General features: G+C 69.0%; 10 protein-coding genes and 1 pseudogene. 6 read left to right on the forward strand and 5 right to left on the reverse strand.

The window, feature by feature from the left end:
* Positions 1-174 precede the first annotated feature (174 nt).
* The 3 genes from D7Y13_RS31080 (at position 175) to D7Y13_RS31090 (ending at position 2814) form a co-directional block, all read left to right on the forward strand.
* Entirely contained in the window at positions 175-1362 is a 1188-nt protein-coding gene (locus D7Y13_RS31080) for a vWA domain-containing protein (RefSeq protein ID WP_120584002.1), read from the forward strand.
* Positions 1363-1451: 89 nt separating this feature from the next.
* A complete protein-coding gene (locus D7Y13_RS31085; RefSeq protein ID WP_120532628.1) occupies positions 1452-1817 on the forward strand; it encodes a hypothetical protein in 366 nt (121 codons plus the stop codon).
* Positions 1818-1887: 70 nt separating this feature from the next.
* The gene (locus tag D7Y13_RS31090; protein ID WP_120584001.1) at positions 1888-2814 is read left to right on the forward strand and encodes an RluA family pseudouridine synthase; all 927 of its coding nucleotides are present in this window, start codon (positions 1888-1890) and stop codon (positions 2812-2814) included.
* A gap of 88 nt (positions 2815-2902) precedes the next feature.
* On the opposite strand, the pseudogene D7Y13_RS31095 reads toward D7Y13_RS31090, so the two are convergent.
* Together D7Y13_RS31095 and D7Y13_RS31100 are read right to left on the reverse strand one after the other, a co-directional pair.
* A pseudogene (locus D7Y13_RS31095) lies at positions 2903-3316 on the reverse strand (GNAT family N-acetyltransferase); the annotation flags it as partial.
* Positions 3317-3352: 36 nt separating this feature from the next.
* The gene (locus tag D7Y13_RS31100) at positions 3353-3721 is read right to left on the reverse strand and encodes a winged helix-turn-helix transcriptional regulator (RefSeq protein ID WP_233595602.1); all 369 of its coding nucleotides are present in this window, start codon (positions 3719-3721) and stop codon (positions 3353-3355) included.
* Positions 3722-3792: 71 nt separating this feature from the next.
* Between D7Y13_RS31100 and D7Y13_RS31105 the strand changes: the two genes are divergently transcribed.
* Positions 3793-4602, forward strand: a complete 810-nt coding sequence (locus D7Y13_RS31105; protein ID WP_233595601.1) for an SDR family oxidoreductase — start codon at positions 3793-3795, stop codon at positions 4600-4602.
* Between the two features lie 10 nt (positions 4603-4612).
* Here D7Y13_RS31105 and D7Y13_RS31110 read toward each other — a convergent pair whose 3' ends face one another.
* Positions 4613-5536: a LysR family transcriptional regulator gene (locus D7Y13_RS31110; RefSeq protein WP_120532633.1), complete on the reverse strand. Its 924-nt coding sequence runs from the start codon at positions 5534-5536 to the stop codon at positions 4613-4615.
* Between the two features lie 142 nt (positions 5537-5678).
* Here D7Y13_RS31110 and D7Y13_RS31115 point away from each other — a divergent pair, with 142 nt between their 5' ends.
* A complete protein-coding gene (locus tag D7Y13_RS31115; protein WP_233595600.1) occupies positions 5679-6695 on the forward strand; it encodes an MBL fold metallo-hydrolase in 1017 nt (338 codons plus the stop codon).
* Between the two features lie 36 nt (positions 6696-6731).
* On the opposite strand, the gene D7Y13_RS31120 is transcribed toward D7Y13_RS31115, so the two are convergent.
* Together D7Y13_RS31120 and D7Y13_RS31125 are read right to left on the reverse strand one after the other, a co-directional pair.
* Entirely contained in the window at positions 6732-8135 is a 1404-nt protein-coding gene (locus D7Y13_RS31120; protein ID WP_120583999.1) for a YncE family protein, read from the reverse strand.
* A gap of 143 nt (positions 8136-8278) precedes the next feature.
* Positions 8279-9751: a hypothetical protein gene (locus D7Y13_RS31125; RefSeq protein WP_120583998.1), complete on the reverse strand. Its 1473-nt coding sequence runs from the start codon at positions 9749-9751 to the stop codon at positions 8279-8281.
* Between the two features lie 162 nt (positions 9752-9913).
* Between D7Y13_RS31125 and D7Y13_RS31130 the strand changes: the two genes are divergently transcribed.
* Positions 9914-10640, forward strand: a 727-nt coding sequence (locus D7Y13_RS31130) for a WD40 repeat domain-containing protein (RefSeq protein ID WP_369333602.1), incomplete at its 3' end; no start/stop codon positions are given.

A 10640-nucleotide genomic window follows, 5' to 3' on the forward strand; every position in this document is an offset into this window, starting at 1 on the left:
AGCTTCCTTCATGCGGGGAAATATACGGGGGACGGCGCCCGGGGTGTGAGGCACGGGGCCCCCGGCGCCCCGTTGGACAACAGGGTCAGACCTTTTCTGCGGCCCGTTCGTTCAAGGGAAACCTGACGGCACGGGTCTCCCGCGCCGCTCGCGTCATCCCGCTGGAGAACCCCCATGTTCAAGTCCCTCGCCCTCGGTCTTGGCCTGCTCGCCCTTCCTCAAGTCTCGCTCGCCAGGACCCCGGCCGCGCCCACGGGCTCGGTGGCGCCCGTCGCTCAGAAGGAGCCCGCCGGCCCCGCGCCCGCGGTGGTGGACGCCGCGACGTCCGCGCCCCGGGTGCAGATCGCCCTGCTGCTCGACACCAGCGGCAGCATGGATGGCCTCATCGATCAGGCCCGGCGTCAGCTCTGGACGGTGGTGAACACGTTCCAGAAGGCCCGGCGCGGCGGTCAGATGGCCCGGCTGGAGATCGCCCTCTACGAGTACGGCAAGTCCGACATCGACGCGAAGGATGGCTACATCCGCCAGCTCCTGCCCTTCACCACGGACCTGGACAAGGTCTCCGAGCAGCTCTTCGCGCTGCGCACCAACGGTGGGGACGAGTACTGCGGGCAGGCCATCCAGAAGGCCACCACCCAACTGTCCTGGAGCAAGTCGAAGGAGGACCTGAAGCTCATCTACATCGCGGGCAATGAGCCCTTCACCCAGGGGCCCGTCGTCTATTCGACGGCCATCGCCAGCGCGAAGGAGCACGGCATCATCGTGAACACCATCCACTGCGGTCCCTCGGAGGTGGGGGCCCGGGAGGGGTGGACGGCGGCCGCGGCGCTCGCCCAGGGACAGGCGCTGAACATCGACCAGAACCGCGCGGTGGCCCACGTGGCGGCCCCGCAGGACGCGGAGCTGGCGCGGCTGAGCGGGGACTTGAGCAAGACCTACATGGGCTACGGGTCGCAAGGAAGCGCGGGCAAGATGCGGCAGGAGGCCCAGGACAGCAACGCCGGGGTCAGCGCTGGCGCCACCGCGTCGCGCGCGGCGTCCAAGGCGAGCCGGCTCTATGACAACTCCAGTTGGGACCTGGTGGACGGCGCCAAGAAGGGCACGGTGAAGGTGGAAGCGCTCAAGGAGGAGGAGCTGCCGACGGAGCTGAAGGGCAAGTCGGTGGTGGAGCGCAGGGCCATCGTGGATGCGAAGGCGAAGGAGCGCTCGGACATCCAGGCCCGCATCCAGACGCTCCAGGCAGAGCGTGAGAAGTTCCTCGCGGTGAAGCAGGCCGAGGACAAGGGCGCGGACACGCTCGATACGGCCATCATCCAGTCGGTGCGCAAGCAGGCCGCGGCGCGCAAGCTGATGCTGGAGTAGGTCCCCTCGGGGGCCCTGGTGCATGCGGAGGCGGCGCGATATGGCGAGCCTCCTCTCATGTCCCTCTTCTGCCCGCGCCGAGCGTTGCGATGAAGCTCGAGCGCCACGTCGGAGGACTGTCGCTGGCGCGCAAGGCGAACTACCTGCGCGCCCGTGGCTGGCGAGAGGAGGCGGGGAGCTGGTCGAGCGAGCGCTTCAGCCCCGTGCCCATCGCTCGCGCCATCCACCACCAGCTCACCGACGACCTCAGTGCGGCGCTGTGCAAGCTGGGCTGGCAGGTGGTGGGCTACTCCGAAAGGGGCCACGTCCAGATGCGCGACGGTGAGCGGGGGCGGCCCTGCTCCCTACCCAAGGCGCTGCGCCTCCAGGCCCGGCGGGAGAAGCGCCCCGTGGCCGAGCTGACGTATGTGTTGTTCCTCGCGGCCATCGTCGAGACCGAGGGCGGCCCGCCATGATGTCGCCCGCCCCGCCGGGCGCTCGATGGTTGCCGCGAACCCGCGCTCCGGACCGTAGAGTGCACGGGTGATGTCCCAGCCTGATGACTCCGCCGGCCTGAACGACGGCTACGTGTACCGCGAGCGGATTGGCGCCGCGTCCGTGGGGCGCACCGCGCTCGCCCACCTGACGGGCGCCTACCGCCACTCCACCGAGGAGGAGTGGCGTGCGCGCTTCGTGCGCGGAGAGGTGCGGCTGGACGGCGTCACGGCCACCGGCGACGAGCTGCTGCAAGCCCATCAGGAGCTCTGCTGGCACCGGCCGCCGTGGCGGGAGGGTGTGACGCCGGACAGCTTCGAGTTGGTGTACGAGGACGCGTCGCTGCTCGCGGTCATCAAGCCGAGTGGACTGCCGACGCTGCCCTCCGGCGGCTTCCTCAAGAACACGCTGCTGTCGTTCGTCCGGCTGCGCTGGCCGGAGGCCTCCGCGCTGCACCGGCTGGGGCGGGCGACGTCGGGGCTGGTGCTCTTCTCCCGCACGCACGAGGCCGCCGCGAAGCTCTCACGCAACTGGCGCGAGGGCGACGTGGAGAAGCGCTACCGGGCGCTCTCGGACGGGGTCGCGGCGCAGGCGTCCTATGACATCCACGCGCCCATCGGGCTGGTACCCCACCCCGTGCTGGAGTCCGTGCACGGGGCGACCGAGAAGGGCAAGCCGTCCCACAGCCACGCCACGGTCCTGGAGCGGCGTGACGGACAGACCCTCTTCGAGGTGCGCATCCACACGGGGCGCCCCGAGCAGATCCGCATCCACCTGGCGTACATCGGCCATCCGCTCACCGGGGATCCGATGTTCGCCTCGGGAGGTCTGCCCCGCGAGCGCGAGCCCGGCCTGCCCGGAGATGGCGGCTACCTGCTCCACGCGGAGACGCTGGCGTTCACGCACCCCCTCACGGGAGAGCGCCTGCGGCTGCAAGCTCCACCCCCGGCCGGGTTGAGGATGGCGATGGAAGCCTGAGCTTCGCGGCGTCCCTGTCTGGCTTCGGTGCCAGCCCGTGGAAACGGTCTGCTCGGGGGGCCACTCGGTGGGCCCTCCTGGCTCAGGTTCAGGGCTTCGGCCACTCACGGCCGAGCAGGGCGTACTGGAACTCATCACCCCAGGCGCCCTTGAAGAAGACGTTCTCGATGAAGTGTGCCTCGCGCCGCATGCCCAGCCGTTCGAGGACGGCCGCTGCGGCGGTGTTCTTCGCGTCGGTCACGGCGATGATCCGGTGCAGGCGCAGCGTGTTGAACACGTAGCCCAGCAGCGCCCGCACGGCCTCGGTGCCCAGGCCCTGTCCCTGGTGGTGCCGTGAGAGCGTGAAGCCAATCTCTCCCACGCGTGGGTCCTGCTCATCCACGCGCAGCGCGCAGTCCCCGACCAGGGTGTCGGTGTCCTTCAGCGCGATGGCGAACTGGAACCACCCGGGCTCGCCGGGCTCGCGCGGGGACATCATCTCGATGAGCTTGCGTCCCCGCTCCGCGTCGTAGTCGCTCCAGCTCTGGTCGCACCCAGCCTATACGCGGCCCGGGGCGCTGACGGGTTGCTCCGCTGCCCAGCGGAGCAGCCCTTCGAGCGCCGGGCACAGGGACTGGCCCCACGGCGTGAGGCGATATTCGACGCGCGGCGGGACCTCCGCGTACACGGTCCGGGTCACAAGACCGTCGCGTTCCAGCTGACGGAGCTGCTGCGCCAGCATCTTCTGGGAGATGCCAGGAATGGCCCGCTCGAACTCCGAGAAGCGCACCACGCGCCCTCCGAAGAGCTGGAAGAGGATCACCAGCTTCCAGCGTCCTTCCATCAGCTTCAGGGCTTCCTCGACCCGCTCCGCCGCCGCCTCGGGCGTCGGTGGCGCCTCATACTTACCCGCGGGTGGGTCACCCACTTCTTCGTGCGCTCTTGTCATCGGTCGAGCCTAACGCCATTCCTGGGGGCATCCCTCCACAGGAGAAACCCATGTCTGAAACAGCAATGCCTCGCTTCGTCATCGATCCGCGCGAGTTCGCGGACCAGCGCGTGCTCGTGACAGGAGGGACCAAGGGTGCCGGCCAGGCCATCGTTCGTCGGCTCAGCGCCGCGGGCGCGGTGACCGTCGCCGTCGCACGCTCTGCGATTCCGGCGGACTCGACGCCCGGCCTCTTCGTGCAAGCGGACCTGGGGACTCCGGAAGGGGTGGCCACGGTGGCGCGCACGGTCGAGGACAAGCTCGGAGGCATCGACATCCTGGTGCACAACCTGGGGGGCTCCTCCGCGCCTGGAGGCGGCTTCGCCGCGCTCACGGATGAACTCTGGCAGGAGGAGCTTTCGCTCAACCTCCTGGGCGCGGTCCGGCTGGATCGCGCGCTCATTCCCGCGATGATCGAACGCGGACGGGGCGTGGTGCTGCACATCTCATCCATCCAGCGGCGGCTTCCGCTCCACGATTCCACCATCGCGTATGCCGCCGCGAAGGCCGCGCTGTCGACCTACAGCAAGGCCCTCTCCAAGGAGCTGGGACCCAAGGGCGTGCGGGTGAATTCAATCGCCCCCGGGTGGATCCGCACGACCGCCTCGGAGGCCCTGGTGAAGCGGATCGCGGAACACTCGGGCTCCGACGAAACCGCCGCGCGGCAGAGCATCATGGACGCGCTCGGCGGCATTCCCATCGGGCGCCCGTCCTGGCCGGAAGAGGTCGCGGAGCTCGTCGCCTTCCTGGCGTCGGCGCGGGCCGCCTCCATCCATGGAAGCGAGTACACGATCGACGGTGGAACGGTGCCCACGGTTTGATCCGGGACCGCTACCCGTCCTCGCGCCACAGGTTCGGCCGGCTCGCGAACAGCTCCGTCAACCAGTCGATGAAGACCCGCACCCCGGCGCCCAACTGCCGCGCGGGTGGGTAGACCAGGAACAGGGGCCGGGGTTCGAGCCGCCAGCCTTCCAGCACCCGCACCAGCTCCCCGGAGGCCAGGTACGGCTCCAAGACGAAGCGCGGGGCGTACATGACGCCCAGGCCCGCGAGCCCGGCGGCCAGGTACGCGTTGGTTTCGTTGAGCGTGAGCAGGCTGCGGCCCTGGACCTCCAATTTTTCGCCATCTCGGACGAAGACGAAGGGGAGTTCCTTGCCGCTGAGCGACGAGAAGTAGCTGACCACCGCGTGCGACGCGCCCGCCAGCTCCAGCGGATGGAGGGGCGTGCCGTGCCGCTCCAGATACCGAGGCGACGCGCACACCCAATAGCAGAGGTCGCCCAGGTGCCGTGCCACCAGGGACTCGTCCTTCACGGGGCCTCCGCGAATGGCGCAGTCGACGTTGTCCGCGAGCAGGTCCACGACGCGGTCGCTCACCCCCAGCTCGATGTGCATCTGCGGGTAGCGCGCGTAGAACGACGGCAGCGCGGGGACGATGAGCAGCCGGGAGATGGTCCCGCTCGACTCCACGCGCAGGCGTCCCCGGGGGCCGCGCCGCGTCTGGGACAGCGTGGCTTCCAGCTCCCGCACCTCGCCCAACAGGCGCAGGGCCTGCTGGTAGTAGGTCATGCCCTCCGGGGTGACCGTCACGCGGCGCGTGGTGCGGTGCAGCAGCTTCACGCGCAGCTGCGCCTCCAGCTGTTGGATCAGCCGGGTCACCGCGGCCTTCGGGCGGCCCAGCGCGTCGGCCGCCTTGGTGAAGGAGCCGCTCTCCACCACGCGGACGAACGCTTCCATCGCCGTGAACCTGTCCATCTTCCACCTCCAGCACGGCATACCGCGTTCAGACAGGAGGCCCCAGGGCCTCGTCGCGCACTCCGGATTGTTTCAGCGGTGAAACGGAGTGTGTGAAGAGCGCCCGTTTATCCCAGAGGAGGCGGGGCGTATCTCCTCGTCCATGAAAACGAACCTGCCTCGCGGTGCCTTCCACGCTGTCTCTCGCGCCCTCACCCTGCTGATGCTGGCCGGCGCTCCACTGCTTCCGTCCGCCGTCCATGCGGCCGCGCCCCAGGTGCGGACCCAGTCGCCCGGCTACCATCGGATGCTGCTCGGCGACTTCGAAGTCACCGTGCTGTCCGACGGCACCGTTCCCCAGACGGTGAGCGAGGTGGCGACGCGCACGACGCCGGAGCGGGTGAGGGAGCTGCTCTCGCGCGACCACCTGGCGGATCCGGTCGAGCTGTCCATCAACGCGTTCGTCATCAACACCGGCACGGCACTGGTGCTCGTGGACACCGGCGTGGGGGGCTTCTTCGGCCCCGGCGTGGGAGGCCAGCTCCAGCAGAGCCTCCGGGCCGCGGGCTACCAGCCGGAGCAGATTGACGTGGTGCTGCTCACGCACATCCATTCCGACCACTCCGGCGGACTCATGTCCAACGTGAGCCGGGCGTTCCCCAACGCCATCCTCCAGGTGCACGCGCGAGAGGCGGGCTTCTGGCTCGGTCGCGAGAACACGGCGAAGGGACCGGTGGACCCGAAGTACTTCGAGGAGGCCCGGGCGATGGTGGGGCCGTACCAGGTCGCGGGGAAGCTGAAGACGTTCGGAGACGGGGACACCCTCGTCCCGGGCATCCGGGCCATGTCGACCCCGGGCCATACGCCCGGGCACAGCGCCTACGTCGTGGAGAGCCGTGGCCAGCGGCTGGCCTTGTGGGGCGACCTGATGCACTTCGGCTCGGTGCAACTGCGCGAGCCGTCGGTGACGGTCGCCTACGACATCGATGAGCGTGCGGCGGCGGCCCAGCGAGCGCGTGCGTTCACGGAGGCCGCGAGGCGCGGCGACCTGATCGGCCTCGCGCACATGCCCTTTCCTGGCCTGGGCCGGTTGAGCGCGGAGGGCAAGGGCTACCGGTGGATCCCGGTCAACTACAGCTCGGGCCAGCGGTGGCAGAACGCGCAGGGCCGCGCGGAGTGAGCCACTCCGGTGCCGCGAGGGCTGCGGGCCCTCGCCTCACCGCCGGGTGGGGTAGATGACCACGCCGTCCGTCCCGGTGGTGGCGAAGAGCCACGCGCCATCGCGAGAGACCCGCATCCGCCCGCCACTGAAGGCATGGTCGCTGAAGTCTTGAAAGAGCCCCGGTTTCAATTCGATGTCGCGCAACTTGCGCAAGGTCTTGGTGCTGTAGACGTCGATGGATGTCTTCGCGCCGGTCCACGCCAGATAGAGTTCGTCGGAGACGGGGCTGTACACTGCCCCGGTGGGCAATTGCCTGGCATAGGTCCCCAACAGGGTCGGCGAGGCGAGGTCGCTGTTGAAGACGTAGAGCCCGTTGTAGGTCGGGACGGCGTATTGGGACGCGTCCCGGCTGACGGCGGCCTCACGGACGAACCAACCAGTCATCGCATTCGCGAAGGTCTGTGCTCCGACCTTGTACCGTCCCCAATTGCCGCTGGAGGTGTTCGACTGCGCATAGGCGACCGTGGAGCCGTCAGCGGACAGGGTCAGCATGGTGTTCACGGCCGCGAGCGCGAGCGAGGTGGCCGCGCCGGTCACCAGGTCGACCTTGCGCAAGGGACTCCAGCCAGAGCCGTTGTAGTCGGATGAGACGAGGGCTTCGGTGTTGGAGGTGAAGAGCGCCATGAACGTTCCTCCTTCGCCTGACTCCAGATCGAACTCGATCCGGCGCGACGTCCCCGTCTTGAGATCGATGAGGTGGATCCAGTTCCGGGGGGCGCTGAATCCGCCATCGGCGACGATGAGCGTATCGCCATCCGGGGACAGATCGATGCCCAGGAAGGAGCCGCCGGTGAGCAGCGGGGCATCGAAATAGCCCGTCACCAGGCTGAACACACGCACCTGCCCGCCACCTTCGCGGGTCGTGATGTACAGGCGCTTGCGTCTGGCATCATGAATCAGGTCCTGGCGGCCGGGCACCTGGAGGGAGAGGGGTGCCGGATCATCACAGAACCCCAGGGGGCCCCATTGCCCGGATGTGCACTCCCGGGATTGCGTGGCGAGCACACCACAACGAATGGTCTCCAAGTCCCAGTCGCGGCATTTGTCCTTGTCCTCGCAGCGCGGCTCGCCCCAGGCGCCGGAGGAGCAGGTCCGGGTCCCGGTGCCGCGACCATTCAACCCGCAGGCGAGCGACTCTTCGGCGCCATCCACGCAGACGTCGGGGTCCTCGCAAGGGGTGAGGTCGCTCCACTGTCCCGCGGCGCAGGTCCGGTGCTGGGCGCCGCGGTCATTCAGCCCGCAGGCGGACGCCTCCGTGGTTCCGTTCACACAGTCGGAGTCAGGGAGGGGCTCCGCGTCGCAAGCCGTCAACTGCACGCCGAGCAGGCAGAGAACCACGAAGCGGACCCAGCTCAAGGGGTGGGATGGGTGTGGCCTGGAAACGGGGGGCTGGTTCATTCGCGGAATCCCTCTCACTGAAACAGGGACTTCGCACGGTGATGGCGGCCCCGCCCTACGTTCTGCCAGACAGCACGGCGGTGCGCCAGATGGCCCGGGCTGGCGCACCCTGAGAGACGCAGGGCAGGGGAGGCAGGTCTGCCTTACGGCCCGCGGAGGACGGTCAGCCCCTGGTCGGTGAGGACGAGCACCATGCTCGGCTTCACGGTGGGCTCGTAGACGAGCTGCAGGACGCGCTGGCCCGACACCTGCGGCACCTTCGCCAGCGTCGTGCCGTCCGGCTCCAATCGCCAGAGGCCCGCGCCATTCGTGCCGATGTAGAGCGCGCCATCATCCGTCGCCTTGAGTGAGAGGATGCGGTTCGTGGGCAGCCCCGCGACCTTCGACCAGTTCCCCGTCGAGCGGGACTTCGGAGTCATCGCCCAGACACCGAACTCCGCGCTCCCCAGGTAGTAGCGACCGGACGGGGTCTGCTCGAAGGCGCGCCAGTAGTCATCGGAGGCCTGCCCGTTGAGCGCGTCGTTGAAGCTCTTGAAGATCCACGGCGTGGGGCCATCCCAGGTCAGCTCGCGGTCCCACTCCTCCAGCTTCGCGCTGGGCACGAGCACGCCGAGCATCTGCTCATTCGCGACGAGCACGTTCCCGTTCGGCGCGATGCCCAGCCCGTGCATGTAGGGGCACTGCAGCGATCCCCACTCGGAGCCGTTCTCGTAGAGATACCAGCCCGGGTGCCGGTGGCTGTTGTAGGTGAGCCCCTGGATGCGCGTCACGCCGTGGTTCGTCGTGATGTAGAGGTCGCCGCGATCCCGGCCGCGCGTCACGCGAGCGCAGTTGAGGACGGTGCGGTCCTCCTCGTAGTGGAAGTCGTTCGTGTTGTGGATGCCAATCTGCCGGCCCGCGTTCGACGCGCCGGTGGTGCGCCACAGGTGCTCCTCAAGGACGACGGTTCCATCCGGCTGCACGCGGACCGCGTCCAGGTCTCCCTTCTGGTACTCGGCGTAGCGTTCGGGCGTGTAGTACGCGTCGCCCGGGTTGGGGATGTACGTGCGCTGCTCGACTCCCTCCATGCGCTTCATCTCGTCGGCGCTGTAGCCCACGTACGCGCGTCCGGCCTCACCGCCGCAGATGACCGTCGAGTCCGTAGCGAGTGAGTCCACGCCGAACGGCTGACGTGCCTGCCCGACGTCGCTGGTCCACGTGGGCTCCTTGTCGCCCGGACGCAGCACGCCAATGCGGCGACCGTCGAGGAGCCAGAGGTTCAGCCCTTCATCGAGCCCCACGCTTCGCGGTGTGCCCACGCCAAACGAGCGCGAGTAGTCGAGCACCGCGTCGCCCGGCCAGGGCCCCGCGTCCTGGGGCTCGCCGGGGTCGGGCGTCGGCCCGGCGTCGGGTGATCCGCCGTCATCCGGTGTCGTTCCCCCATCCTCTTCCGGAGGAGGTGTGCCGCCATCCTCGGAGGAACCGGGAGGGGGCAACGTGGGAACTTCGTTTCCATCGGACGGGTCGGACGTCGGCCCCTCCTGGGTGTCAATTGTCGGGGCGTCGTCTCCGCAACCCCCCGAGAACAAAGCGATGACCGCGAGACCTGCCCCCACCACGCCAGTGCGAATGCCCATCCGTTCCTCCGTTGACGCAACCTCCATCGCAAGTCCCGGGCCGACGGCGCCCGCGGCAGAAACAAGGCCGCATTCGTCCGGTCCGCTGTTTTCCGGTCAGGGCTGACATCCGCGAAGAGTCAGGGGGCGCCTGGACGGATTTTCCCTCCGTCATGGAGCCGCTTGAAGAGTCACCCTCGTATCGCCGCTGTCGTGACCCTGGTGGGCCTCGTCGCCTGCTCGGGAGAGACCCCTCCGCCCGCGACGCCTCCTCCTCCTCCGATTGTTCTTCCCGTTTCGAGCGCCGCGCCGTTCCGTGCTTGTGGGGCCATCGGGGCCGGGGCACTGGCGGCGTCCTCGCTGTCGCCGGACGGAACCGTGCTGGCGGCGGCCACCTTGTCGGGCCAGCTCGTGCTCTTCCGGCGCGCGGACGGAAGCCGGCTCCACACGTTCTGGGAACTCCCAGGGCAGCAGGTGGGCGTGGCGTTCTCCCCGGACGGGCACCGGCTGGTGGCGTCCAGTCGGACGGAGACGCGCGTCTGGAGCTTCCCGGACCTGACGCCTGTCCGGACCTTCGCCCGTCCCCATTCGGACCGGACGACGGCCGTGGCGATCTCCCCGGATGGCGCGTTCGTCGCGACGGGAGGCTTCGACGCGGCAACGGAGGACACCGCCCTCGTCCGCATCTGGAGCGTGGCGGATGGCAACCTGAGAGGGAGCTGGCAACGCAGGTTCGAGCAGGAAGTCCGCTCCCTGGCCTTCTCCCCCGACGGTACCTCGCTGGCCATCGCCGTTCATCACTCCGTCGTGACCGTGCAGGTCCCCGATGCGTCCGGGAGCAGGTTCTTCCCCCCTCTCTCCGGGGGGCAGCTCGCGTGGTCGAAGGAGGGGGGGCTCGTGGCCTCGGGCG

The organism is Corallococcus praedator, from assembly GCF_003612125.1.
GTDB lineage: Bacteria > Myxococcota > Myxococcia > Myxococcales > Myxococcaceae > Corallococcus > Corallococcus praedator.